This window comes from Oceaniferula spumae (assembly GCF_042849255.1).
Classification (GTDB): domain Bacteria; phylum Verrucomicrobiota; class Verrucomicrobiia; order Verrucomicrobiales; family Akkermansiaceae; genus Oceaniferula; species Oceaniferula spumae.
On record NZ_AP026866.1, the window covers coordinates 148,090 to 172,625 of the forward strand.

Consider the following 24,536-nt stretch of genomic DNA (forward strand, 5'->3'; position numbering starts at 1 on the left):
TCCGTGGTTGTTAAAAGATTAGGCAAGAAGGGGGCCGTCTGGTGAGTCGAGGTGTTGTTGCATGGCCTCGACCACGTTTGTGTTAGGATGGATGGTAGCCTCGCTGCGGGAACTGAGGATCTTGACTTGCATCTCGGGGAACTCAGCACCAACGACCAAAGCGAAACGGGCGCCGGATTGTTCGGCTTTTTTGAACTGCTTGCCAACGTTAAGCTGTGACATTCCAAAGTCAGTGGAAATGCCGGCGGTGCGAAGTTTGGAGATAACGCCGAGAGCATCGTTGCGTTTGCTTTCGTCAGCTACGACGACGTAGACGTCACAGGCTGGATTGCGCGCCATCCAAGCTTCCATTTCGAGATTGGCGTTGGGGGTTTCTTCAATAAAATTGCGGATCACCATGTCGCCCATGGCGAAACCGGTGGCGGGAAGATCGGCGGCACCATTGGAGAGCGTGGCTAGCAGGCCGTCGTAACGACCTCCACCCGCGACAGCGCGCATGGATTTTTTCATGTCGAAAATTTCAAACACGGCGCCGGTGTAGTAGGCGAGGCCGCGCACGATGGTGAGGTCGAGTTCGAGGTATTTGCCGAGTCCACGTGCTTCGAGATTGCTCTGGATTTCTCGGAAAGCAGGGGAGGCGTTTTCTTCATCGTTGATGAAAGCGTCTACCTGCTCGCGAGTGACACCGAAGGCATCGAGCTGTTCTTTGAGCACTTCAGGTTTGAGTTTTTCCAGTCGGTCAACGATCGGGAGAAACTCGGAAGGCTCGGAAATTTGATGGTCGGCACAGAAAGCAAGCCAGCTTTCGCGGTCGGATGCGCGGATGACAAAGTCACCTTCACGGAAACCAAGGCTAAGCATGGTATCGATGGCCATCGCAATCAGCTCGGCATCGGCGCTGGCGGAGGCTTCGCCGAGGATGTCGGCATTGAACTGGATGAACTCCCGGCCGCGACCTTTTTGTGGTTTTTCATAGCGGAAGCAGGGTCCGATTTCGAACCACTTCAGCGGCTTCGGAAAATCGCGCTGATTGGCACCCACAATACGTGCCAGTGACGCCGTGAGTTCAGGTCGCAGAGTGATGTCCCTTCCGCCTTGATCCTCAAAGCGAAATAGCTGGGTAGTCAGCTCGCCACCGGATTTTTTCAGGTAGAGATCAGTAGATTCCACGATCGGGGCCTCATACTCGGTAAATCCATAACGATGAGCGACATCTCTCCAGACAGAAAATAAATAATTACGCACCGCGCAATCGCGGGGAGTGAAATCCCGGAATCCGGGCAGGGACTGAAATCGCTTGTCGGCCATGTGCGCGGGGAAATGGCACAGGCAGACCGTATAATCAAGTGAAATGGGGAAGCAGGAAGGTGAACTTGCAGTCAAAGGCTGCATATTCTTCAGCGAAGCAAACTAGATACATCCAATGTATTTACAATTTAGGACTTGTGATGATTAAGGGAGCCTGCATAATCCAGACGAAAGCTCGTAATCTCCTCCCATGGATCCAGCCGATTCATACGTGTTCGCCAGTAGTAATCACACCACCACAAGGGGATGAAAAAACTTATATATTTGGCTCTGATTATCGGAGTTATTGCCCTCGTGAGATCGAAAGAACTCAGGCAGAAAACAATCCGTTCACTGGAGGTCGTGAAAAATGGTGTAGAGCGCCTTGTTTTCAGGGGGAATCATGCCGAGGTCCGCTTAGTGGACGAAGAAGATTTTGATCGCGTGATCAACGAACCTGGTCGCATTGTCGTGGTCTACTTCAAACACGAATTAACCTCAGTCTCAAAAGTAGAGTCAGCGGAACTCGATGCCAGACTGAAAGAATTGCCCAATAAAGTGCTCATCGCCAAGGTGCGGGCCGAACAAAATGAAGCACTGATCAACCAACTACAGATCAGTGTGCTGCCAACCCTTCATATCTACCGGAATGGTAGCTTACAAAACGAATATCGAGCTCCAATTGATGAAGCCGAGTTCATTGAAGTGCTCGGAAAAATGATCGAGGAATAAAGACGCCAGTTGCGCTTTAGAGTGCAACGGAACTCTCTCGTTTTGAGAAAGGAGGTCGCCTAACGAAGGATCTTTGCGTTAAACAGTGGCCTCGTCGGCCAAAGCAATGGCGTAGTCGCGATTCAGGCGAGCGATGTTGTCGACGCTGATCTCTTTCGGGCAAACGGCCTCGCACTCATACTGGTTGGTGCAGTTCCCGAACCCTTCGGAGTCCATTTGACGAACCATTCCGAGAACACGCTTGTTTTTCTCAGGTGCACCTTGTGGCAACAAATTGAGGTGGGCGGCTTTTGCTGAAACAAAGAGCATGGCGCTGGCATTCTTACATGCCGCGACACAGGCGCCACAGCCGATGCATGCAGCCGCGTCCATCGCAGCGTCCGCCCGGGTCTTGGCCACTGGTAAATTGTTAGCGTCTTGGGCTGAGCCGGTGCGGACAGAGATAAATCCGCCAGCGGCAATGATGCGATCAAAGCTGGAGCGATCCACAATCAGGTCACGCAGCAAAGGGAAAGCCTTGGCTCTGAATGGTTCGATCCAGATCGTCTCACCGTCCTTGAATTTACGCATGTGCAGCTGACAGGCAGTGATGCCGCGTTCTTTCGAGTGAGGAATACCATTAATGGTAAGTGAACACTGGCCACAGATACCTTCGCGGCAATCGTGGTCGAAATTGATAGGTTCGCCTCCGTCGTTAAGGATTCGCTCGTTAACGATGTCTAACATTTCGAGAAAAGATGCAGCCTCTGGAATGTCATGGGCATCGTAGGTCTCAATGCGACCTTCGTCGTTTGCATTGTTCTGGCGCCAGACTTTGAGAGTGAGATTGAGCATTTTGGTATATCAGTTATGCGTGAATGGATGATGGGCACTGCCGTCAGGAACGACAAAGTATGGTTAAGCGTAGCTGCGGATGGCGAGGTGGATGCTTTCGAAGTTGAGGTCCTCCTTGTGCAGGGTGGGGGGCTGGCCAACACCATTGAACTCCCAAGCGGCGACGTAGGCGAATTCTTCATCACGACGCTGGGCTTCACCTGGTTGGGTCTTGCCTGCCTGCACTTCTGGCGAGTCCTCGGTGAATTGATATTCCAAGCGGAAGTGACCACCGCAGGATTCCTCACGCTGCAGGGCATCATAGCACATTGTCTCGGCGAACTCGAGGAAGTCGGCGACTCGTGAGGCTTTTTCCAGCTCGGAGTTCAGGCTGTTGTTCGTCCCCGGAACGCGAACGTTTTTCCAGAACTCGTCACGGATTTGTGGGATGAGGCGCAGTGCTTCTTCGAGGCTTTCCTTGGTGCGGGCCATGCCACAGTGGTTCCACATGACGAGACCAAGCTCGCGGTGGAAGCTGTCGACGGTGCGGTTGCCATTGACCGAAAGAAGCGCGTTCATGCGGTCTTTGACTTCCGTTTCAGCGCGCTTGAACTGATCCATATCAGTGCTGATGGAGCCTGGTTTTTCGCCAGCGAGATAAACGCCGATAGTGGTCGGGATGACAAAATAGCCGTCAGCGAGTCCCTGCATCAGGGCTGAGGCACCCAGACGGTTGGCTCCGTGGTCGGAGAAATTCGCTTCGCCGAGGCAGTGCAGACCGGGGACCGATGTTTGAAGGTTGTAGTCCACCCAGAGGCCTCCCATCGTGTAGTGCACGGCAGGGTAGATCTGCATCGGTGTCTTGTAAGGATCGTCGCCGGTGATCTTTTCATACATTTGGAAAAGGTTACCGTAGCGGGCGCGGATGACGTCTTCGCCGAGTCGGGCAATGGCGTCTTTGAAATCGAGGAACACACCGAGGCCAGTAGAGGCAACACCACGACCATCGTCACAGGCTTCCTTGGCGGCACGGGAGGAAACGTCACGCGGTGCGAGGTTTCCGAAGGATGGGTATTTTCTCTCCAGATAGTAATCACGATCGTCCTCGGGGATATCGATCGCTTTCTTTTTACCCTCGCGGATGGCTTTGGCGTCTTCCTTGCTCTTGGGAACCCAAATACGGCCATCGTTTCGAAGCGACTCAGACATCAGCGTGAGTTTACTCTGATAGTCACCACTCACTGGAATACAGGTGGGGTGAATCTGGGTGTAGCAGGGGTTGGCGAAATAGGCACCGCGCTTGTGCGCGCGCATCGCAGCGGAGACGTTGCAGCCCATCGCATTGGTAGAGAGGAAAAAGACGTTACTGTATCCGCCGGTGGCAAGAATGACCGTGTCACCTGCGTGGGAGGAAATCTCACCGGTGACCAAGTCTCGGACGACGATGCCTTTGGCGTGACCGTCCACTTTGACCACGTCCATCATCTCGGTGCGCGGATACATGGTGACACCACCTTTGGCGATTTCCTTTTCCAGAGCTTGATAACAGCCAATCAGCAACTGCTGACCGGTCTGGCCTCGGGCGTAGAACGTGCGGGACACCTGTGCTCCACCGAAGGACCGGTTGTCCAGGAGGCCGCCGTATTCACGGGCGAAAGGAACACCTTGAGCAGCACACTGATCGATGATGTTGTTAGAAACCTCGGCCAAGCGATAGACATTCGCCTCGCGAGCGCGGAAGTCGCCGCCTTTGACAGTGTCGTAGAACAGTCGATAAACCGAGTCCCCATCGTTCTGATAGTTTTTAGCAGCATTGATACCACCTTGGGCAGCGATCGAGTGGGCGCGGCGTGGGCTGTCCTGATAGCAGAAGCATTTCACCTTGTAGCCCATTTCGGACAACGATGCGGCAGCCGCCCCACCTGCAAGGCCTGAACCCACCACGATGACGGTGTATTTCCGCTTGTTCGCAGGGTTAATGAGCTTTGAGTCCATCTTGTGTTTGGTCCACTTTTGTTCAATGGGACCATCTGGAATTTTGCTATCGAGTGACATGGGATTCAGTGTGAAGATTTTCAGTTAGAAATGGTTTAGTGCTCGTCGCGGAGGATGCCTTCCAGCCCCATGGACTTGGCTGCCTTGATAGCGGACTCGGTCTGCTTAAGCTCGTCTTTACCGTAGCCAAAGAAGCAGATGCTGATCGGGATGGAGATGAATCCGACAAAGATGATGACAGCGTAGGCCTTGGAAAGGCAGTTGATCGCACCAGCGGTTTTACGTGTGCGCAAGCCGAGCGTTTGGAAGATCGATCCGACACCGTGACTGAGGTGGGAGCAGAGCAGGCCCATGGCGATGATGTAGAAAATGGAAACCAGTGGGTTCTGGAAACCTTTGACGGTCATGGCCCAGCTTTGACCGAAGTCAGCAAGCTCCTTGAGCTCAGGGGATACCCGAACGGTGTAGTGCAGAATGTGGAAAATAAAGAACACAAGAATGGTCAGACCACTCCAAATCATGATTCGTGAGGAGCGGGAAGCAACCATGGTGGCTTCCTTTTGATAGCGAGTGGTTCTTGCTGCGCGGTTCGCGGCGACCAGTTGCACGGTTGCGAGGATATGCAGCACAAGGGCCACAAGCATCATGATGCGGAATCCCCAGATACCCCAGCCATGCATCATGTTATGCAGGAAGTGGGCGTATTCGTTAAAGTCCGTGGAACCTTGGAAAATCAGCAGGTTTCCAACCAAATGACCGGCCAGAAACAGCACCAAGAACAAACCGGTAAGTGCGACAACGATTTTTTTACCGATGGAGGAGTGCCAGAAACGGCAGAGAGAGCAGGTGGATTGACTCATGAAGAATTGGATGAAAAGTGTGCGCGCGAGGGATAAGGGAAAGGATGCGAAGAATCAAGAACCAAGAGCGAAGAAAGCTTTGGTAAGGCAAAAAAGAGACCCGACAGGATCACCCTGTCAGGTCTGAAAGATTCAATTTTCGATGCGATTAAAATAACTCACCGTCCTTGAAGAAGCGTTTGAGCTCGGCGGCGGCGGTTTCAGGCCCATCGGATGCATGACAGACGTTGACCATCATGTCGGTGCCGAAGTCGCCACGGATAGTTCCAGCGGCAGCTTCCTTAGAGTTAGTAGGTCCGAGAAGATCGCGAACACGGTCGATGACGTTTTCACCGGAGAGGGCGAGAGCGATCACTGGTGATTTGCTCATGAATGCGGCGATCTCAGGGAAAAATGGCTTGTCAGCGACGTGGGAGTAATGCTCGGTGAGGATAGCGTCATCCAGCTGCATCATCTTGATGCCACGGATGTTGAAGCCCTCGGCCTCAAAACGAGCCAGCACGGAGCCGACGTTCTTGTTTTCAACTGCGTCGGGTTTGAAAAGGATCAGTGAAGTTTCCATGAACGCGGCTTTAACGGGGAATTTGGAACTTGGCAACTGTGAATCAGCTAAAAATTTGCTCTATATAAACAGGAGAGACTGGGGATGACTCCCTTACTTGTATGACGTTATGGGCATGGATTCAGATGTATCGGAATTGACATGTTCACGAAGATCAACTAAATCGCAGCAACATATGAAGCTCTTCTGCATAGCCATAGCCGTTGGTTTATCCATTGGCCCAGTTTATTCCTCCATCGTAACCGTTCAGCTGTCTTCGGATTCTATATCAGGTGGCGTACAGTTTTCTGGAACGCAATCATGGTCCACTGAGAACAATCAGTTTTATGCCGATGTCGTCGATAACGGATTTGATTTTACACTTTCGTATGACACGGAAGCATCTCCGTTCAACGTAAGCGGATCACTGGGCACTCAGTTTAATGCGATGATTGTCGCTGGCAGTATCGGCAGCCGAGACGTCAGCACTATCGCGAATCTATCAGGGATCGTCTCGATTATGAGTATATCTGGAAGCCAGCCGCGAACCGTTTTACTCTTTACTGCACGTGAAAAGCCATTCGGCGATCTGGCTAATGGATATAACTGGAACGATGTTAACTTTGCCATGACAGACAGCGACCGGACATTATCTCTCTCCACACTTCCTGACAGCGGAGAACTCCTTCTCGCGATCGATTCATCCGCAGCAACGGTTCGAAATTCCCGTGGAGGAAATATTCTAGCCTCCCGAGAAGCCGGCAGCCAGCCTGGCGACGGTGCCGCCTTCGACGTAGTTCCCGAGCCATCATCGATGATGCTTTCGATGTTAGGCTCTTTGGCTCTCGTTACCCGCAGGAGACGCTAGTCTGAATTCAATCATTAGAGGCTTAATAGCCCCTAAGAACTCATACGCGCTCTAACGCGATACAGGTTCTGCTGGGAAGATAGAGGCTGAGTTTGTAGTCGTCGTTAACTTGGTAGGTGACAGAGTCGTCTAGGCGTTGGTGTCCACCGTGTTCTGCGGAGTCGCTATCGAGAACCAGTTTGTAGGTATCGCCCGGTTTGACATTTCCAGGCATGGAAATGGTGTAATCGGTGAACGATTGCTGAGGGTTCAGGTTGAAGACAAAGATGACATTGCCGCGCTCTGCTGCTAGAACTTGATCCGCATTATGCACGCTCAGCATTTGCGCAGGATTGCAGGCTAACAGGTGGTGGCGTTTCGCCAGATGGATCATGGTGGCGTCAAAGTCGTTAAGGTCTTTGTAGCGCAATTTTTCATTATCCACCAACGACCACTGTCGACGGCAATAGTGATACGACCAGTCGTTGCCCTCACGTGGGAAATCCAGCCACTCTGGGTGACCGAACTCGTTGCCCATGAAGTTCAGCCAGCCTTCGCCACCTGAGATCAGGGTGAACAGACGGATGATCTTGTGCAGAGCGATACCGCGTTCAATGATCGGGCTTGGGTCATCGGAGCCCATGTGCCAGTACATTTCCTTGTCCATGAGACGAAATGCGATTGATTTGTCTCCTACCAATGCCTGATCGTGGCTTTCGGCATAGGCGATGTTAGCCTCGCCGAATCGACGGTTGCTCATCACGTTCCAGATTTCCTCTGGTGACCACTCTTCATCCTGTTTGTGCTTGAGAAGTTTGATCCAGTAGTCAGGAATTCCCATCGCCAGACGGTGAGTGAAACCGACGCCGCCTTCTGCGGTAGGGCGGCAAAGCCCTGGCATGCCGGACATGTCTTCAGCCACGATGATACAGCCAGGTTTGACCTGATTGATCAGGCTGGTAGCCATGCCAAGGTAGAGGATGGCGTCTTCGTCAGGGCCATCGGAGAAATACTTATCGTAGTGGTCAAATGCAACGGTTCCGTGATGGTGGTAAAGCATCGAGGTAATACCATCGAAACGGAAGCCGTCGAAGCGAAACTCATCGAGCCAGTAGAGAGTGTTAGAGAGCAGAAATTGGCGAACCTCATCCTTGCCGTAATCAAAACATTTACTATCCCACTGCGGTTGATCTCCGCGACCCCCAGAGTGGAAATATTGGTGGTCAGTTCCATCGAATTCATTGAGCCCTTCGGCGATGTTTTTCACCGCGTGTGAGTGCACGATGTCCAATAAAACGGCGATCTTCATGCCGTGGGCTTTATCGATGAGATATTTCAAATCCTCGGGTGTGCCAAAGCGCGAGCAGGCAGCAAAGAATGAAGAAACGTGGTAACCGAAAGAGCCATAGTATGGGTGCTCCTGCACCGCCATGAGCTGGATGGTATTATAACCGAGTGCTTCGATGCGTGGCAGCACGTCATCGGCGAACTCACGGTAGGTATGCAGTCGGGGCTCCTCACCAGACATGCCTACGTGGCACTCATAAATCAACGGGCAATCGATGGTCGCAGGGTCGAACTCGTTTTTCCAGACATAGGCGTCCTTCGGTTGCCAGATTTGGCCAGCGTAGTCGTGGGTAGTTTCATCCTGCACCGCACGGTGGATTGTGGCAGGGATGCGGTCGCGGACCGAGTCGTCCGCACCCACGATGTGGAGTTTGATCTGATCTTCATGTTTGAGAGCATCGCCGGGGAGCGTAGTTTCCCAGATTCCGCTATCTCCGAGCGCCAATGAATGGCTTTGGTTATTCCAATCATTGAAATCACCGACCAAGGAAATGGATTTGGCACCTGGTGCCCATTCGCGCACGGTCCAAGTATCGTTTTTAAAGTGGTAATGAATCCCGAGATGTTTGTGAGCCGATGCGTAGGCTTCCAAGCTACCGTAGCGAGTATCTACTTCACGGATGTGATCCTGAAGTCGAATCATCCGCCAGTGGATGTGATCGGTGTAAGGCTCTAACCAAGGATCGTTTTTGACAAGAATAGGGATGTTTTTACTCACTCAGTCATATTAATCATGGATGCCTGATTTAGGCACGGAAATTGTCTGAGATATCGTGAATAACGCCCGAGTCTTATTTCTCCGGTTTTTTCAAGTTCGAGGAAATCAGCTCCTTCATATACCCGGCACTGAGAACTTCCGGGGTAATGATCGGCTCTTCTTTGCCGGGAACGTAAAGCACATTCACAGGGATGGCGGTGCGGCCCAGTTTCTGGAGAGCTTTTTCAATTTCAGGGCTTGGATTGGTTTTGTCACCCTTGAGGGCGACAATGCCGTATTCCTTGAACATATCGGCAACCTCCTTGGGGTAGGCGCGTTTTTTATTCACTTGGCATGTTAGACACCATTGAGCGGTGAAATCGATGTAGACAGGAGTGCCGTCATTGATCAGCTGTTCCTGCTTGGCCTGGCTCCACGGCTGCCAATCGATGGTTGATTTTTCAGGTGGTAAACAGGCGACCGTGCCACCAACCACAAAGACAGCAGCTAAAACTTTCGCAATCCAGCGGGTTCTGACTGCCTTGTATGGTAGATCCCAGCGACCGTAGATCCAGACACCGATGGAAATGGCACTCAGCCCTAACACCAAGTTCAGCATAAATGGCAAACCTGTCTGACCAACATAAACCCAGAGTAGGTAACCGGCGGTGGCAAACAGCAGGAAGGACATGCCTTGCTTAAAGCTTTCCATCCATGGTCCGGGGCGGGGTAGGCGGTTCACAAATTGTGGGAAAATAGAGAGCACCAGATAGGGTAACGCCAGTCCCACGGCCATAGCCGTGAAAGCGAGCATGAATTGGAAATTGGGCAGAGCAAAGGCGGTGCCGATAGCTGCGCCGAGGAAGGGTGCTGAGCAGGGTGTGGCTACTACCGTAGCAAGCACGCCGCTGAAAAATGATCCGGAGAGTCCTTTTTTGTTCTGGAGTTCTCCACCGACACTTGTGGCTTTGGTTCCTATTTCAAAAACACCAAACATGTTCAGCCCCATGACGAACATGAGCAGCAGGAGAATCACGACCACATAAGGGTCCTGAAGTTGGTATCCCCAGCCGACTTCTTTACCAGAACCAGATAGCGCGGCATTTCTCAAGCTGAGGAGCAATCCACTGAGTGCCCAGAAAGAGATCAAGACACCGGCTGTAAAGGTGAGTCCGTGTAGCACGATTTTGCTTTTTTCTTCACCCGCCTGTTGCGCAAATCCCATGATCTTGAGCCCGATCACGGGGAAAACACAGGGCATCAAGTTGAGGATCAGGCCTCCGAGGATCATGCCGCCCATGACACCTAACAGTTTCCCAATGGGAGCAGACTCAAGATCCGATGCAGACTTGCCGCCGCCAGTGAAGTCGGCATCTACAGCGAAGCTTTGTTCTCCATCGTTGATTGAGAGAATGCCGGACAACTTATCCAGTGTCGGCCCCGGTTGGTCGTTGAAGTCGTTGCCTTGGAACCTGTCGATGGTGAGCACATAGCTGTCGCCATCTTTGGTGAGTTTCTGTTTTACCTGAGCATCGGCTTGGCCGTCGCGGTCGAAGAAGTAGACTTTGTCTTCTTCCAAGGTAACCGACTCGGGAGGTGTGATGCGCAAGCTAACAGCTTTTCCATCGTCAGCGGCGGAGAATTTCCAATCGTCCGATTGCTTCGGTGCGCGTTTGTTGATTTCTTTAAAATCATCAACCGTTTCCGCGTTTGCAACGGTTTCTGAACCAGTCGTGATGGTGACCGAGAAATCGCCGTAGTGGCCCTCGTTAGGTTCGTCGACACAGCTTTCGTCATCGCAGATCTGCCATCTGGCTTTGAGTTTGAGGGTCACTGGTTTTCCCGGTTCGAGATCCGCAGGGGGTGTGATGGTGACAGGGAAATAACTCGTGTGTGAGTAGCCGTAGGTGTTCATCTCAAACATCCTTGCAATGTGTGGCGTCTGCCACTGGATATCACCGGCAGTGAACCCCTCAGGGAGCTCCCATTTCATATCCATATGCTTACCAATGAGACCCGGATTCACATAGTAGGCATGCCACTTATCGGGAATATCTAACTTGAGAGCTACAGTAAACGGCTTGCTAGGCGCTATGGTGCTTTGACTAGAAATTAAAGTGGCGACCGACTTTTCGCTTTCACCTTCCGCTCCACCATCATCGGAAAAGGGATCAAATTGAGCGTGTAGCGTGGCAATAGAAACTAATGCTGTGAACAGGAAATGGAAAAGATGACGTTTCATATCTGAGTGGATCTAAGAAAAGGGCAACAACGAGGCAAAGGCTTCTCCCGCCCTGTTGTTATGCTGAGAGCGTTGCCGATGCTGTTTCTTCCTCAAAAAAATAGGAATTGATCACACGGGGACTTCGTCGCCCGTGGATTCAAGAGGTAGGGAGTCGTCCGGTTCCTCTTTTTCCTCAGGCGGCGGTTCATTGAATTTACGCTGCCATATGAAACGACGGAACAGCACCTTCACTGCGGCTGTAAGAGGGACGGCTAACAGAGCGCCGATGAATCCTCCGAGTAATAAGGACCAAAAAAGCATCGAGAAGATCACCGTCATTGGATGCAAACCCACAGAGTCACCCACAATCTTAGGTGCTGTGATCAGCGAGTTAATCTGCTGAACGACCACGAATATCGCAACGACGGCTGCCACATACATCCACGGATTGGTGCCGAGGAAGTTCTGGTTGTCAGCCTGACCGAAATGGAGGAAGGCGATGATACAAGCAGGAATCAGGCAGAGGATGTTGCCGATGTAGGGGATGACACCAAGAATCGCCATGAAAATACCGATCACTAGGCCATAGGGGAGACCGAATATCCAAAGTGCGATACCCACTAACAGACCATCGATGAGTGCGACTAATAACTGACCGCGGAAGAAGGAAATCAGATAGCCGTTGATTTCCTGAAGGGTGTCGACGACTTCGGTTTTGAATCGGGAGGCCTTGAGAGGCACATACTCATGCCAGTGAGCCTTGATGCCGGAGCTCTCTTTAAGGAAATAGTAGAGGTAGATGGGCGACATAGCGAAACCCAGTGCCAGGCCGAAAAATCCTAGCAGTTTAGTGGTGCCACCCTTGATCCACGAAACCACGGTGGCTAACAAATCATCCGGAAGCATCGATGCCAGCCTGGTTTCCTCAAAGGGAACTTTGCCGGCCTCATCGCCTTCTTTGGCGTCAGGCTTATCGGAAACATCGGGCTGAGGCGCGTTATCGTCGGGAATGAGCGGCGCAAGTTGATCTGTGCCCGATCCGTTCTCGGTGTTTACCGCATTGGGCTTATCCGCTCGTTCGAGTAGATACCCGACCCATTTCTGCTCTTTCAAGCCGCCTAACATGTTAACGACGTTGTTACCAAGTGCCTCACGATTTTCATCGTCGCTAACTTGTTTTACGATGGGTGGTATGATCATCCATCCCATCAGTCCGATCATGAGCAGGAAGCCTGCGAAAACACTGATGACGGCTTTGAGTCGCGACAGGCCTTTTTTCTGAAGCCAAGTGACAATGGGATCGAGCAGGTATGCAATAATACCGGCGACGGCCACGGGAACAAGCACGGGCTGTAGATAGCCAAGCACCTGACCAATCAGCCAGATCAAGCCAACGGTCAGAAGACCGATGATCAAAATAGCCAAGCCGGTGAGCGCTCGCCATAAGGTCATGCGCTGGAACTGTGTGGGAAATCTTGGAGTCACGCTTGTGGAAATTAGCGATTAGAGGAAGAAATGCGATGGTAAAATCCAGCAGAAATTAGAACCAGCAGCCCTATGCTGAGATTTTCAAACCAATGACGCCGATCAAAATCAATGCGAGGCAGATCATTCGGGCAGCATTGACGGATTCATCGAAAAAGAAAATCCCCCAGATGACGGTTCCAATAATTCCTATACCTACCCAGACGGCATAGGCCGTGCCAATCGGAATGGATTTCATCGCCACGGATAGTAGTCCGACGCTGCCAAACATAATCAATAATGTCACCACCGTGATCCATGGTTTGGTGAAGCCCTCAGTGTATTTAAGCCCCACGGCCCAACCAATTTCTAGCAGGCCTGCGAGTAGTAGTATGATCCAGTTCATTGGGACGATCCGTGTCAGGCCGCTTCCAAGTCAGACCACACCGCTAGTTCATTGCCGCTGGGTTCGGTGAACTGGAAACGTCGGCCGCCCGGAAATGAGAAGGTCTCCTTGGTAATCTTGCCTCTGGCATCGCGGACTTTTTTGAGAGTGGCCTCGAGATCTGAGCTGTAGAGAACGACCAATGCACCACCGTTCTGTGTGCTGGATTTCAGGTCTGCCTGATAGAAACCACCATTCAGGCCTGCGTTCGAGAATGCCGTGTATTCCGGACCGTAATCCTCAAATTGCCATCCAAAGACCTGAGCGAAAAACTCTTTGGTCGCGGGCAAATCAGTAGCAGCGAATTCGACGTAGTTGATGTGATCGTGGTGTTCTTTCACGTGGTTTAGTTGGTTTAAAAGGGCTCCGAGTGGAACCGTTGGCCCAAACTAATTTGCGATGCCTTCTTGTCGATGGTGAAATAGAGGATGCGTTTCTGCCAAGATCCTTGGTGAGGTCTGCAGAGTCATTTCCTTTCAAAAACCATGACCCGATTGTAAACCTGCGCCATTTTGTCTGCATCACGGTTGTCTTCTTTGACGTGATCGGAGGTTTTTAGTGTCAGGAAAAACTGATCGCCATTGCGGGTGAACGTGCCGCTACCATGTCTGCCGTCTTCATCGATGAATTGAAAATGAAAGACTCCATCTTGATCTAGGTTTCCAATACCACAACCTTCCAGACGCACAGGGTTTTTGTGACCTACCCAAAATGCGGTGAAGCTAATGCGGACTCGACTGAATATTGGATCATCACCTTTGTCCAAGGCTGTGCAAAGCAACGATGCACGCTCTGTCGTATCAACTCCTTTGACGGCATTCGTTGTTTGGTATTCTCCCGAAATGTTTTCCAAGGAGAGTTTCTCATCAGCTACGCAGGGCTGTAGAACCAGTATCGTTAAGGCAAAGAATGTGGATATGAGCTGTTTCATGGTGATCATGGTTAGTTAGCACACTGACGGATCAAAAACTGTCAGATGCTAGCTTTTTTATCAGCCATCACATCCATGTTTCATTTCTTAGTAATTCTCTTGGGCACTTCAACTAACAAATCTGATTCAGCCAAGTCTGATGGCGCGACAGCTAGTTCGTTGAGAGGCAAGTTCCCCACAGACCCGTAGCGCTGTTTCGCGATACGTTGCACAGTAGGATGTTTGAGGTTGTAGGTTTTGAATGCACGGGGTTTGCAAAGTTCGATGTCGGCTGCTTCCTTGTAGACTTTCCAGACGAGTTCAGAGCAGTAAATTCGATCATCGGACCACCTGAACTGAAGGTCGTAGTTTTTTCCCAGCTGCCGGTTGCAATAACTCCGCGCTTTGGCAATCGTTTTGGCATTGATGTGTCTGTTGGAGTCCTTCAGTCGCATGGCATAAAAGGATGACGGACTGCGTGAAATAAAGCTCTTCAAGGCCGTGATTCGAACCGGCTGCACAGCCTCAATCACCATGGGCTCTCCGTCGCGGAAAAAGACCATTCCCACATGTGTCCAGCGTGAGTTGGTGGCCGCCTTGATCGCCTTGCCTTGGCTGCTGTTGGTTTCTTGGAAAACTATGTCACCATCTTGCAGAAGGTATGGGTTGTGTGTGCGGGACTTGAGGAGCCCCGCGATCGATACCGAACCTACGGCGAGTGCGAGAACTGAAAAGAGGGCGATGATCAGTGGTTTTTTCATATCGCCCCAATACTCGCATGATTTCCGAACCAGGGAAAGTATGTTAAAATGATGTTATCATCGATGAGAGCGATGTTGATTTGTCGATTCTCTCAATGACTTAGAGCTGGGGCGTTAGGAGCGGCGCTGCGGCCCTGCCTGGAAGAGTCAAAGGATTCCATGGCGACTGAGCTTCTGTCACGCGAATGCTGTGGCTTTTGTCGAACTCAATCAGGTGCAATTGCTCGCGAGCAAAACCACGATCTAACACGTTAATGTTTGATTCGTCGTTAGTGAAGAGCGACCTGGCGTCAAAGTTGGCAGAGCCGACTGAGGAGAAGACACCATCGACGACCATCACTTTGCAGTGCATCATCGCTTTTTGATACTCGTAGATGTGCACGCCAGCTTTTAGCAGCTTGTGGTATTGGTGACGTGAAAAGTAGCGGAGTAGCCAGGCATCGATGTATTTCCCTGGAACGATTAGCTCGACATGGACCCCGCGCTTTCTCGCCGCGAGAATTTCTTTCATCAGCGTTCGGTCTGGCAATAGATACGAGTTTTCGATCACGATGCTTTTCCGCGCCGACGCCATCACCTGACGGTAGAGGTGAGGGATGGTGTAGAGTTTGTCCTTCGGGCTGGAAACAAATGTCTGTGCGCGCTGTGTGCCGGTCCTTTTCAGCGTGGGGAAATAATCGGGTCCAGTCAGTGGTTGGCCTCCAGTGTAGACCCAGTTATCCACGAAATCGCGCTGGATATGAGCGACCACAGGGCCAGTGACCATGTAGTGATTTTCTCGCCAGTTATTCGGCGTTTGGGTATCGCCAGTCCACTCATCCGCAACCCCGCAGCCGCCGGTAAATCCGATTTTTCCATCGACCACCATTAGCTTTCGGTGGTCGCGAGTATTGAAACGCAGGGGATGCCTGAGAAAATTGTCGTGGTAAAAATGCAATCCCACGCCGCATTCGCGGAGTCTAGCCACGCTAGCTTCGCCAATATCCTCGGAGCCGAACGCATCCAGCACGAGGTGCACTTTCACTCCGGCTTTGGCCCTTTCACAGAAGGCATTGACAAACTCGTGAGAAGTTTTGCCATTGATAAAGGCGTAGGTTTCAAAGGTGATGGATTTTTTTGCAGACCGAATGGCCTTGAGCATGGCGGGGTAAAACTCATCACCATTCACCAGCGACGTGATTTGGTTGCCATCCACCCACGGGCTTTTCACTGCTTGAGTGGCCGCTTTTTCAAAAGCGGTAGACCCAATGGCAGCAGAGCGATCAATCGGTTGCGTTCGCGCGATACGTGCTCCAGGTGAGCAGGCAGAAAAGACGAGCGCACTCAGCAAACAAATCCATACCGGAACAATGACCGGCAGTCGGTGCATTGCTATGTTAGGTCTGAAAGTTCGGCGTTTCATGGGGAGCAACAGCCATAACCATTATTTTGAAAATGACAAGTCTGACACCTACATCAATGGATTATAAGGGCTGGATTTATCGCGATGCCTGTTCCAGCATATCGGCGTGCAGGAAATAGTGATCAAAGGAGCCCGCCAACATAACCTCAAGGGCATCGATGTTAAAATCCCCAAGGAAAAATTGGTCGTGATCACCGGACCCAGCGGCAGCGGAAAGTCGTCGCTGGCATTCCACACACTCTATGCGGAAGGGCAGCGGCGCTATGTAGAAAGTCTGAGCAGTTACGCACGTCAGTTTCTTGATCAGTTTGATAAACCGGACGTCGATTCCATTGAGGGGCTTAGTCCAGCCATTGCCATCGAGCAACGAACTGGTGGAATGAACCCTCGCTCGACCATTGCCACGGCCACTGAAATTTACGATTACCTTCGCATTCTCTATGCTGCCATCGGTGTTCCGCACGACCCTGCCACTGGTGAACGTCTGGTAAAGATGACTGGTAAGGATATTATCGACGCCCTATCCAGCCGACCAGAGGGGACTAAGGTTGTTTTGTTGGCACCCGTGCCTAAAGAGGAAGCGGGGGATGTTGCGTCTCTGTTGGAAAATTTACAACGCCAGGGCTTCGTTCGCCTACGAGTTAATGGCACGATGTTAGAGCTCGATGAAGCAGCTTCGCAATGGCCCAAGAGAGTGAAAAATCTGGAGGTTGTGGTAGACCGTTTGGTCGTGCGTGAAAACTCGATGAGTAGGCTTGCCGACTCGGTTGAAACAGCGCTGCGTATTTGCGGTAGCCAAGCAATCGCGGAGGTCATGGAGCCAGACGCAAATGACTGGGAGGAAGTCTCATTTCTAACCAGTTATCGAAACCCGTCCACAGGGTTCGAGTTGCCAGCACTTTCCCCCAAACATTTTTCCTTCAACGCCCAAAGCGGCGCCTGTCCAGTCTGTCATGGACTGGGAACAGAGATGTCCTGTGATCCGAATCTTATTGTGCCTGATCCTAGCAAGTCGCTTAACGACAATGCGGTGGTCATCTGGAAAAGTAACAAGCGTAAGAAGAGCTGGCAGGGGAAGAAAATGGAAGCCTTGGCCAAACAACTAGGTGCCGATCTGGATGCTCCCTTTTCCTCACTGTCGGACTCATTCAAACACGCCCTTTTCTACGGCACGGATGGCAAGGAAATCGAAGTCATCTGGGAAAAAGACGGTTTTTCTCGGCCTATGGTTCAGCCGTTTGAGGGGCTTTGCCGCACTGTCGAGCGCTTCTCCCGCGAGAGTAAAAGCAATGCGGTCCGGCGCAGCATGAGCCGCTTCATGACCTCGCGAAAATGTGAAAAATGCCACGGCCGCCGACTGAAACCCGAAATGCTCGCTGTCACATTGGAGAGCGCTAATGACATCGGAGAACGAGAGTTAGGCATTGATCGGCTCTGTGCTCTTTCCGTAGAAGATGCCCTGCCTTGGCTGCGGGATCTAATATTGCCAGACGACCGTGGTCCGGCGTTGAAGGGAGTGCTGGTAGAAGCTGTGAGACGGTTGCAATTTCTCCAAGACGTCGGTCTTTCCTATCTAACATTGGATCGTGGCAGTAACACACTGTCCGGAGGGGAGGCGCAGAGGATTCGCCTAGCCACTCAGATCGGAGCCGGGCTCTCGGGAGTTGTTTACGTGTTAGATGAACCCAGCATTGGTCTGCATTGTGCCGATAACGCACGCCTCATCGAGGCTCTCAAGCGATTGCGTGATATTGGAAACACCGTTGTCGTAGTGGAGCATGATGAAGATACCATCCGCGCTGCCGACTGGCTGATCGACATAGGGCCGGGTGCAGGAACGCGGGGAGGGGAATTGTTAGCCGAGGGAACTCCTGCCGATGTCGCCAAGCAAAAAAAATCCATCACCGGTCAGTGGCTGAAGAAAGGTGCGGATATCGACTTTGAAACCTCCCGGTTGTCACTCAGTAAATCCACCGGCGAATTGCTCATTCGCAACGCCCGTGCGCACAACTTACAGGGGATCGATGTCACCATCCCCCTCGGATTGATGGTCTCAGTCACCGGTGCCAGCGGCAGTGGTAAGTCCACACTCATCGACGGTATTCTACGCCGAGCGCTCTCACGGCATTTCTACAGATCCACTGCAGCCCCAGGTGCGCATGACGGTATCGATGGCATCGACCAGCTGGAAAAGGTTGTGGTAGTGGATCAAAAACCACTCGGAAGAAGTCCGCGATCAAACCCAGCCACCTACACCGGCGCGCTCGATCATATCCGCGCTCTTTTCGCGAAGCTTCCGCTTGCCCGACAACGCGGTTACAATGCCGGCCGATTCAGTTTCAATATCAAAGGCGGTCGCTGCGAAAAATGCCAAGGCGACGGAGCCATCCGCATTGACATGCACTTCCTCAATGATGCCTACGTTCCTTGCGACTCGTGCGGAGGTAAACGCTACAATCGTGAAACACTCGAAATTACCTACAAGGGTCGCAATATTTCCGAGGTTCTTGATATGACCGCCGAGGAAGCTGCCGCATTCTTCGCCAATGTGCCAAAGCTCAATACCATTCTCAGCGCTCTTTGCGATGTCGGCCTCGGCTACGTCACCCTTGGTCAGCCTGCAAATACGCTCTCCGGCGGTGAAGCTCAACGGGTGAAGCTCGCTGATGAACTATCACGCCCGAACAGCGGCCACTGCCTCTACCTGCTTGATGAACCGACGACAGGTCTGCATTTCAACGACGTGCAGGTGCTGCTCGGTGTGCTCACCCGATTGCGTGATGCCGGGAACTCGCTAGTAATCGTGGAGCATAATCTCGATGTGATTCGTGCCTCGGACTGGATCATCGATCTCGGCCCTGGCGGGGGAAGGCATGGCGGCACTGTCGTTGCGAGCGGGACACCCGAACAAGTGGCCAAAAATAAGAAATCACTCACCGGACAATGGTTGAAGCAGGGGGATCGCAAATAAAGCCGACAGAGTGGATATTTAAAAACTCACAAAAGAAACCTCGCGGGAGTAGATGCATATGTGTTTTAATTTTCCCGAACCACTTGAACAATCTTGAATCGATGCGACGCTATGGACAGTGAAAACAATGAATCTGTGAACAGCGCTACTGCTAGTATTTCCAAACTCTCCCAAGGAGCATCGCGTGATGCAGATGGGAGGCGTAAACCTTCCGCCGCGGAGGGGTATGAATGGGGTACATGGCTAGCGGAAAATGGTTCACGCTTATTGCTTTTCGCCCGACAACAAACCCGCAGCACCGAGGACGCCCAAGACGTGCTCCAAGACGCCTTGGTGAAGCTGGCCCGCAAGATTGATGAAGGTGTGTTCGATGGTGGCCAAGAGGCATGGAAACCTTACCTCTACACGACCATCCGCCGACTCTCCATCGACCTTGGACGTAAAAACGATCGCCGTTCCAAACGCGAGGAGAAATCAGAAGCAGATCGCCGGGGCGAAACCGGTGGCATGAGTGACCCTTGGTTTGAAGGCGGTGCCGCCAATGACGAAACCCGCAACCTTCTCGAAGAAGGACTTAAGAAACTGCCGACTAAATTCTCCGAAGTTATCATCATGAAAATATGGGGCGAAAACACATTTGCCGAAATCGGTGAAATTTTAGGTGTTTCCCTAAACACAGTCGCCTCTCGGTATCGCTACGGACTCGAACGCCTGAGAAAAGGGCTCGAAGGAGCCCGTCATAACGAAGACATCTAACCCCCCCCTCGGGTCTATTCAATTTCCCCAAAAAACCACCACCCTCACACACCAATGTCAGACAACATGGAATACCACCTGGATGCAGAGCTCCTTGAGCTTGAGTCACAACTTGCAGCACTCGTGCCCAGCGCCGTGCCCAGCGAGATGTTTGTAGCAATGCAACAGACGCTTGGAGATGCTGTAGAATCAGAATCTTCCGCTCACGATGCTGAGCTGGAGGACTTGGAAACACATCTCGGCCAACTCGCTCCAGCAGGATTGAGTGTCGATATGATTAGCCGCATGGCCATTGCCATGGACCGCTGGCATGAATACGTTCCAGTTGAAGAAAAAGTAGTGCCGTTCGGTACTCAAGATTCCGCACCAGTGAACAAGCTCGGTGAGAAAAAAGCAAAACGTAGTTCAGCTTACGGAATGTATGCCGCTGCCGCTGCCGTCGCACTGCTCGGAGCTGTCACAGCTTTGGTCATGCCTCATCTTGACAGCGCCGCTCCAGCTAGCGCTGGAACTGTGGCTGATTCTGGAAATGAAAAGATCTTCACTCCGGCGAATACCCAACCAGACAGTCGTTCCGTTCATGCCGTGGATGTGAGCAATGCCCCACGCGATGCCTGGATGGTTCCCAATTCACTTAGCCACATGGTAACTAACACTTCTGATACCGGAGTGTTAATCACACGTGATAATGTGCCGCACCGCAGCATTCGCATTGACTATGTTGACCGGCTCAAGGTTCTCGACGAAGACGGACGTGAAATTGAAATCAATCGTCCCGGTGTCCAATATGTGCTGATTCCAGTGCAAACAAACTGAATATTTTCAGACAAAAATGCAGCCGATGTGCGCTGCATGATTAGAACGAAGTGGACTGCTTTACTGGTTCACTATCAATCACTGATGCGGCTCCTTTATAAGTTGTGTCACTACTAATCTAACACACGCAAACTAACAAAAACGAAGTATAAAACTAATGAAAACAACCCGTAATCTAACAAGTTGTGTCAAGGCCTTGGTCGGTGCCGCATCTGTTGCTCTGGTTCTACCAGTGGCGGCGCTTGAAAAGCCAGCAGAGAAAGCCGGTGCTCAAGAAGCCCCCAAGGAGAAAGCTGGTGAAGCTGCCGCAGCTGATGAAAAGGCACCCAAGCCCGCAGAGAAAGTCGCCATGCTTGGCGTCGGTGGCAATCAAGCTTCCGAAACTCTCTCTCTTCATCTCGGTTTAGCCGAGGGGAATGGCCTAACTGTTTACCACGTTGTGCCTGGCTCTGCTGCAGCCAAAGCTGGCTTGGAGGCTCACGATATTATCACCGAAGTTGGTGACAAAAAAATCGGAAGTCAGGATGACCTTCGTGCCGCCGTGCTGGCCCACAAACCAGGCGATGAAGTCACCGTGAAGCTGATTCATAAAGGAAAGGCTGAAGAAAAGAAAATCGTCCTCGGTGAGCGCGTCGTAGCACCTCGTGACGGCCTCATGGACATGCCACGATTAGGCAGAGTCGGTGGCGAAGATCTGATGAGAATGCTCCAAGGCATGGGAGGAAATATCCCTGAAGCCGATCGCAAACGCATGGAAGAGCAAATGAAGAAGCACTTCGATCAACTCCAGAAACAACTCCAGAACGGAGGTATGCCTCTCGATATGGATGACCTCATGGGAGCTGCTCCCAAGGGCAAGAAAGGCGGCATCCACATGCTTGGCGGAACTTCCGTTTCCATCCAAGATGACAAAGGTAGCGTCACGATGAAGACCGTGAATGGTAAAAAAGAAGTCATCGTCAGAGACAAAGCCGGCAAAGTCGTTTTCGAAGGTCCCTACGAAACAGAGCAAGACAAAGCGGCTGTGCCAGACGATATCAGCGAGCGTATCAAGCGTGTCGATGTTAACTTCAAGGGCAACGGAATGCGTCTGCAAATTGGCCCCGGTGGCATCATGCCTCCTCAGCCAGCTGACGAAGATGAAGCCGCTGAATAATCCAGCTGAAAGCTAACTAGTTCATTCTACAAAGCCCCTGCAATTTGCAGGGGCTTTTTTTGTAGTGAGCCATGCATACTCGACCTAATTTGACACAAATATCATTGGTCTGAGTAGTGGATATGGTTTAGATAAATAACATGTCATCTGCCCGCGATCTACCGTTCCTCATCCGACTTCTTGATGACAAGGATCCGGCGGTGCGACCCGTAATCCGTGAGCAGTTTTCTGAATTTGGCGGAGACATCAGCCAAGATCTCGCAGCCTTGGGAATCAAAGTTCCGGCTTCTGGAAAAAAACGGTTAGTGAAGTTGTTAGAGCCTGGCCGAAGAGATACCTTGAGAGCTGAGTGGTTGGTTCCCAGTGGTGGAGCCTCTGCACTGGAGGACGATTGGGAAAGCTTCGAGGCGATCCTTCGCCAGTTGTCCGATTTCCTGCATGATGGAATCACTCTAAGGCCATCGTTATCAGACAGTTTGGATTTGCTGGCAGATGAAATCCGCGAAGAAATCTCTGACCCAAGCGCGGATGAACTACGGCTCTGGCTCTTCGATGACCGCCGTTTCACTGGTGTCAAAGAAAAGGCAGATGTGGAAAAAAACTTCGATCTCTGCCGAGTCATCGATCACAAAAAAGGGAACCCGACTAGCTTGGGCTTTCTATACATTCTCATGGGCCGTCGTGTTGGAGCCAATGTGGAGGGGTGTAATTACCCTGGCCATTTTCTCACTCGTATCGAGGCGGATGGTATGAGCTATTTGGTCGACTGCTTTCACAGTGGACGGCGTTTCGACATTAGCACATTGTTAGATAATCATCCTGAAATCTCTGATAAGGCTCGTCATGCGATTGATTCCCCGGGGAATCTCGGATTGATTTTACTCCGCTACATCACTGAGCTTCAGTATAGTCTGGCCGCATCAGGCCGGGATGAGGACGCGCTTTTGTTCAAAGAGTTAATCCAAACCCTGAAGCCCTAACTCTGCGATGAAGGTCGAGACCCAGCGCGTAATAGTTCACAAGAAAAGTCTAAATCGTTTGGTGATGCATCCAGACGATGATGTGCCTGTCAGGGCCGCCGCGATGTTCTATCACGGACAGGGCGACTACGCAGAACGTTATCCTGATGTGTTAGAGCCATTCACGCGCAGAGGAATACGTTGTACGGTGACCGATATGCCCGGTCACGGACGCAGCCCTGGCAAACGAGGTGACTGCGGCGACGAACGATTTCTGGATGCCCTTATTACCGAGACTATGGCGACGATGGGAAATCTACCATACGGCGTGATGGGGCATTCAATGGGCGGGTTATTAGCAACACGTCATCTGGTCTTAGCCGGGAAAGGTCTGTTGCCGGAGCCTGCATTCAGCTGGATTTCTTCGCCACTGCTTCGCCCTGGTAACGGCAGGTCGGCAGCCTTCAGAACTTGGGTGGGCTGGCTGGCATATCTGATTCCCCGGTTGACTATTTCCACAGGCGTTACTCCCGAGATGTGTCGGCTCAACAACGAGGAAGATGAGGAAAAGGCCCTTGCCGAACAGCCATGCAATCCTCTCTGGCACCGGAGAGCCTCGATCCGTTGGGGACTATTCCTCCTGAAAACATCCGAGATGATCGAAGAGGAAATTGGCAATGCTTCGGAAACAACAAACCTGCTTTTCACCCAAGGAAGTGATGATCCTGTTTGCCCGGTCAAATTTGCCCGCGAGATGTATCAACGCTTTCCCAATAAGGAAAAACGATACTGCGAAATCGAAGGGATGTTACATGAGCCCTTCGCCGGTGTTGGCCGAGAACGTCTATTCTCCGCTCTGGAAAACTGGCTGGATGATCTTGAACCTATCTTAGCTGCCGGAGCGTGAGTCGAGGCAGTTTATCAACCGCGTTTGATTTCGAAACAATCTTCAGTGCCGCAATACCAATCCGGTGAGGCCATGCGACCGATCGGATGATATTGATCAAGGTCAATACGTAGTTCTTCCGACAGCATCATTTCCTCACGAACGTGAATGCGCTGGATGATGCCTATGACCAATCGGTTTCCTCCGATTTCTACCGTGCTGTGCTCCTTGCACTCCAGCGCTGCAGGAGCCTCTATGATGTGTGGCACTTTGACTGTGCTACCCTCCGCAAGTGTCAGGCCGCTACCGTCGATTTCACTTTCTCCGAAGGGCAGGGGGGCGGATGTTTTCACCATGGCTTCAGCAACGGACCGGTCGACTAGATTCACCACAAATTCACCATTGGTTCTGATGTTTCTGGCGGTGTCTTTGGGCACTCCCGGTTCCTTGTTTCCAGGTGCGAAGGCCAGCATCGCGGGTTTACTGCCAAAGACGTTGAAAAACGAGAACGGCGCCGCATTGACCCGCCCTTCAGTATCAATCGTAGTCACCCAAGCGATCGGTCGAGGTGTCACTAGTGCAGTCAGCAGTGAGTAGGCGCGGTCAGAGTGTTCTCCAAGGGGATCAAGTTCTATGCTTCGCATGGCCATAGTTTAATCCGCATTCT

At 51.7% G+C, this 24,536-nt stretch carries 22 protein-coding genes; 8 read left to right on the forward strand and 14 right to left on the reverse strand.

Features of this window, described 5'->3' with window-relative positions; all coding sequences use genetic code 11:
• Nucleotides 1-18: 18 nt before the first annotated feature.
• Nucleotides 19-1,308: a histidine--tRNA ligase gene (hisS, locus tag ACSPJT_RS00635; protein ID WP_435894442.1), complete on the reverse strand. Its 1,290-nt coding sequence runs from the start codon at nt 1,306-1,308 to the stop codon at nt 19-21.
• Nucleotides 1,309-1,554: 246 nt separating this feature from the next.
• Here hisS and ACSPJT_RS00640 point away from each other — a divergent pair, with 246 nt between their 5' ends.
• Nucleotides 1,555-2,019, forward strand: a complete 465-nt coding sequence (locus tag ACSPJT_RS00640; protein ID WP_435894443.1) for a thioredoxin family protein — start codon at nt 1,555-1,557, stop codon at nt 2,017-2,019.
• A gap of 78 nt (nt 2,020-2,097) precedes the next feature.
• Here ACSPJT_RS00640 and ACSPJT_RS00645 read toward each other — a convergent pair whose 3' ends face one another.
• From ACSPJT_RS00645 to ndk, 4 genes are all read right to left on the reverse strand, one after another.
• Entirely contained in the window at nt 2,098-2,853 is a 756-nt protein-coding gene (locus ACSPJT_RS00645) for a succinate dehydrogenase/fumarate reductase iron-sulfur subunit (RefSeq protein ID WP_435894444.1), read from the reverse strand.
• A 63-nt stretch (nt 2,854-2,916) separates the two neighbouring features.
• Nucleotides 2,917-4,887: a fumarate reductase/succinate dehydrogenase flavoprotein subunit gene (locus tag ACSPJT_RS00650; protein WP_435894445.1), complete on the reverse strand. Its 1,971-nt coding sequence runs from the start codon at nt 4,885-4,887 to the stop codon at nt 2,917-2,919.
• Nucleotides 4,888-4,922: 35 nt separating this feature from the next.
• Nucleotides 4,923-5,687 carry a succinate dehydrogenase cytochrome b subunit gene (locus ACSPJT_RS00655; RefSeq protein ID WP_435894446.1) on the reverse strand — a complete coding sequence of 255 codons (765 nt, stop codon included), beginning with the start codon at nt 5,685-5,687 and terminating at the stop codon, nt 4,923-4,925.
• Nucleotides 5,688-5,835: 148 nt separating this feature from the next.
• Complete coding sequence (ndk, locus tag ACSPJT_RS00660) at nt 5,836-6,249, reverse strand: nucleoside-diphosphate kinase (RefSeq protein ID WP_435894447.1); 414 nt, start codon at nt 6,247-6,249, stop codon at nt 5,836-5,838.
• Nucleotides 6,250-6,424: 175 nt separating this feature from the next.
• On the opposite strand from ndk, the gene ACSPJT_RS00665 reads away from it, so the two are divergent.
• Nucleotides 6,425-7,096, forward strand: coding sequence for a PEP-CTERM sorting domain-containing protein (locus ACSPJT_RS00665; protein ID WP_435894448.1), 672 nt, complete (start codon nt 6,425-6,427; stop codon nt 7,094-7,096).
• A gap of 40 nt (nt 7,097-7,136) precedes the next feature.
• On the opposite strand, the gene ACSPJT_RS00670 is transcribed toward ACSPJT_RS00665, so the two are convergent.
• The 8 genes from ACSPJT_RS00670 to ACSPJT_RS00705 form a co-directional block, all read right to left on the reverse strand.
• Nucleotides 7,137-9,140, reverse strand: a complete 2,004-nt coding sequence (locus ACSPJT_RS00670) for an alpha-amylase family glycosyl hydrolase (RefSeq protein WP_435894449.1) — start codon at nt 9,138-9,140, stop codon at nt 7,137-7,139.
• A gap of 73 nt (nt 9,141-9,213) precedes the next feature.
• Nucleotides 9,214-11,361: a protein-disulfide reductase DsbD family protein gene (locus ACSPJT_RS00675; RefSeq protein ID WP_435894450.1), complete on the reverse strand. Its 2,148-nt coding sequence runs from the start codon at nt 11,359-11,361 to the stop codon at nt 9,214-9,216.
• Nucleotides 11,362-11,472: 111 nt separating this feature from the next.
• Nucleotides 11,473-12,795 carry an AI-2E family transporter gene (locus tag ACSPJT_RS00680; RefSeq protein ID WP_435894451.1) on the reverse strand — a complete coding sequence of 441 codons (1,323 nt, stop codon included), beginning with the start codon at nt 12,793-12,795 and terminating at the stop codon, nt 11,473-11,475.
• Nucleotides 12,796-12,898: 103 nt separating this feature from the next.
• The gene (locus tag ACSPJT_RS00685) at nt 12,899-13,213 is read right to left on the reverse strand and encodes a DMT family transporter (RefSeq protein WP_435894452.1); all 315 of its coding nucleotides are present in this window, start codon (nt 13,211-13,213) and stop codon (nt 12,899-12,901) included.
• A gap of 14 nt (nt 13,214-13,227) precedes the next feature.
• On the reverse strand, nt 13,228-13,593 hold the full coding sequence (locus ACSPJT_RS00690; protein ID WP_435894453.1) for a VOC family protein: 366 nt from the start codon (nt 13,591-13,593) through the stop codon (nt 13,228-13,230).
• Nucleotides 13,594-13,718: 125 nt separating this feature from the next.
• Nucleotides 13,719-14,183 (reverse strand): hypothetical protein, encoded by a 465-nt coding sequence (locus tag ACSPJT_RS00695; protein WP_435894454.1) that lies wholly within the window; start codon nt 14,181-14,183, stop codon nt 13,719-13,721.
• 80 nt (nt 14,184-14,263) lie between these two features.
• Nucleotides 14,264-14,923 carry a YiiX family permuted papain-like enzyme gene (locus ACSPJT_RS00700; protein ID WP_435894455.1) on the reverse strand — a complete coding sequence of 220 codons (660 nt, stop codon included), beginning with the start codon at nt 14,921-14,923 and terminating at the stop codon, nt 14,264-14,266.
• Between the two features lie 100 nt (nt 14,924-15,023).
• Nucleotides 15,024-16,325 carry a phospholipase D-like domain-containing protein gene (locus tag ACSPJT_RS00705; protein WP_435894456.1) on the reverse strand — a complete coding sequence of 434 codons (1,302 nt, stop codon included), beginning with the start codon at nt 16,323-16,325 and terminating at the stop codon, nt 15,024-15,026.
• Between the two features lie 106 nt (nt 16,326-16,431).
• Between ACSPJT_RS00705 and uvrA the strand changes: the two genes are divergently transcribed.
• The 6 genes from uvrA (at nt 16,432) to ACSPJT_RS00735 (ending at nt 23,890) form a co-directional block, all read left to right on the forward strand.
• Nucleotides 16,432-19,296 carry an excinuclease ABC subunit UvrA gene (gene uvrA / locus ACSPJT_RS00710; RefSeq protein WP_435894457.1) on the forward strand — a complete coding sequence of 955 codons (2,865 nt, stop codon included), beginning with the start codon at nt 16,432-16,434 and terminating at the stop codon, nt 19,294-19,296.
• A 135-nt stretch (nt 19,297-19,431) separates the two neighbouring features.
• Complete coding sequence (locus tag ACSPJT_RS00715; RefSeq protein WP_435894458.1) at nt 19,432-20,052, forward strand: RNA polymerase sigma factor; 621 nt, start codon at nt 19,432-19,434, stop codon at nt 20,050-20,052.
• Between the two features lie 66 nt (nt 20,053-20,118).
• Nucleotides 20,119-20,868, forward strand: coding sequence for a hypothetical protein (locus ACSPJT_RS00720; RefSeq protein WP_435894459.1), 750 nt, complete (start codon nt 20,119-20,121; stop codon nt 20,866-20,868).
• 157 nt (nt 20,869-21,025) lie between these two features.
• Nucleotides 21,026-22,024, forward strand: coding sequence for a S1C family serine protease (locus tag ACSPJT_RS00725; protein WP_435894460.1), 999 nt, complete (start codon nt 21,026-21,028; stop codon nt 22,022-22,024).
• Nucleotides 22,025-22,164: 140 nt separating this feature from the next.
• On the forward strand, nt 22,165-23,004 hold the full coding sequence (locus ACSPJT_RS00730) for a transglutaminase family protein (RefSeq protein WP_435894461.1): 840 nt from the start codon (nt 22,165-22,167) through the stop codon (nt 23,002-23,004).
• A 64-nt stretch (nt 23,005-23,068) separates the two neighbouring features.
• The gene (locus ACSPJT_RS00735; protein WP_435894462.1) at nt 23,069-23,890 is read left to right on the forward strand and encodes an alpha/beta fold hydrolase; all 822 of its coding nucleotides are present in this window, start codon (nt 23,069-23,071) and stop codon (nt 23,888-23,890) included.
• Nucleotides 23,891-23,904: 14 nt separating this feature from the next.
• Here ACSPJT_RS00735 and ACSPJT_RS00740 read toward each other — a convergent pair whose 3' ends face one another.
• Nucleotides 23,905-24,513, reverse strand: a complete 609-nt coding sequence (locus ACSPJT_RS00740; protein ID WP_435894463.1) for a flavin reductase family protein — start codon at nt 24,511-24,513, stop codon at nt 23,905-23,907.
• Nucleotides 24,514-24,536 lie beyond the last annotated feature (23 nt).

Coding starts and splice junctions, on each gene's coding strand:
- hisS (WP_435894442.1), bottom strand. CDS start 1,308: ATGGCCGACAAGCGATTTCAGTCCCTGCCCGGATTCCGGGATTTCACT.
- ACSPJT_RS00640 (WP_435894443.1), top strand. CDS start 1,555: ATGAAAAAACTTATATATTTGGCTCTGATTATCGGAGTTATTGCCCTC.
- ACSPJT_RS00645 (WP_435894444.1), bottom strand. CDS start 2,853: ATGCTCAATCTCACTCTCAAAGTCTGGCGCCAGAACAATGCAAACGAC.
- ACSPJT_RS00650 (WP_435894445.1), bottom strand. CDS start 4,887: ATGTCACTCGATAGCAAAATTCCAGATGGTCCCATTGAACAAAAGTGG.
- ACSPJT_RS00655 (WP_435894446.1), bottom strand. CDS start 5,687: ATGAGTCAATCCACCTGCTCTCTCTGCCGTTTCTGGCACTCCTCCATC.
- ndk (WP_435894447.1), bottom strand. CDS start 6,249: ATGGAAACTTCACTGATCCTTTTCAAACCCGACGCAGTTGAAAACAAG.
- ACSPJT_RS00665 (WP_435894448.1), top strand. CDS start 6,425: ATGAAGCTCTTCTGCATAGCCATAGCCGTTGGTTTATCCATTGGCCCA.
- ACSPJT_RS00675 (WP_435894450.1), bottom strand. CDS start 11,361: ATGAAACGTCATCTTTTCCATTTCCTGTTCACAGCATTAGTTTCTATT.
- ACSPJT_RS00680 (WP_435894451.1), bottom strand. CDS start 12,795: ATGACCTTATGGCGAGCGCTCACCGGCTTGGCTATTTTGATCATCGGT.
- ACSPJT_RS00685 (WP_435894452.1), bottom strand. CDS start 13,213: ATGAACTGGATCATACTACTACTCGCAGGCCTGCTAGAAATTGGTTGG.
- ACSPJT_RS00695 (WP_435894454.1), bottom strand. CDS start 14,183: ATGAAACAGCTCATATCCACATTCTTTGCCTTAACGATACTGGTTCTA.
- ACSPJT_RS00700 (WP_435894455.1), bottom strand. CDS start 14,923: ATGAAAAAACCACTGATCATCGCCCTCTTTTCAGTTCTCGCACTCGCC.
- ACSPJT_RS00705 (WP_435894456.1), bottom strand. CDS start 16,325: ATGAAACGCCGAACTTTCAGACCTAACATAGCAATGCACCGACTGCCG.
- ACSPJT_RS00720 (WP_435894459.1), top strand. CDS start 20,119: ATGGAATACCACCTGGATGCAGAGCTCCTTGAGCTTGAGTCACAACTT.
- ACSPJT_RS00725 (WP_435894460.1), top strand. CDS start 21,026: ATGAAAACAACCCGTAATCTAACAAGTTGTGTCAAGGCCTTGGTCGGT.
- ACSPJT_RS00730 (WP_435894461.1), top strand. CDS start 22,165: ATGTCATCTGCCCGCGATCTACCGTTCCTCATCCGACTTCTTGATGAC.
- ACSPJT_RS00735 (WP_435894462.1), top strand. CDS start 23,069: ATGCATCCAGACGATGATGTGCCTGTCAGGGCCGCCGCGATGTTCTAT.
- ACSPJT_RS00740 (WP_435894463.1), bottom strand. CDS start 24,513: ATGCGAAGCATAGAACTTGATCCCCTTGGAGAACACTCTGACCGCGCC.